Here is a 267-nt window from a genome sequence, read left to right on the forward strand (position 1 = left end):
GGCATTCTCTACGAGGTCGATATGCGGCTTCGGCCCTCCGGCAACAAGGGGCCGGTGGCGACGCGGATCAATTCCTTCGAGAAATACCAGCGCGAGGAAGCCTGGACCTGGGAGCACATGGCGCTCAGCCGGGCGCGGCTGATCTGCGGCGATGCGAGCTTAACGGAAGCTGCCGAGCGGATCATTTCCGATGTGCTGTCGCAGAAGCGCGATACGGCCAAGGTGGCGCGCGATGTCGGCGAGATGCGCGAGCTGATCGACAAGGAG

Annotated in this window: 1 pseudogene; it reads left to right on the forward strand. The window is 63.7% G+C overall.

The features are described from left to right. Window positions 1–267, forward strand: a pseudogene (locus tag SB772_RS41630) (glutamate-ammonia-ligase adenylyltransferase); the annotation flags it as partial.

The organism is Paraburkholderia sp. SIMBA_030, assembly GCF_046535245.1.
Taxonomy (GTDB): domain Bacteria; phylum Pseudomonadota; class Gammaproteobacteria; order Burkholderiales; family Burkholderiaceae; genus Paraburkholderia.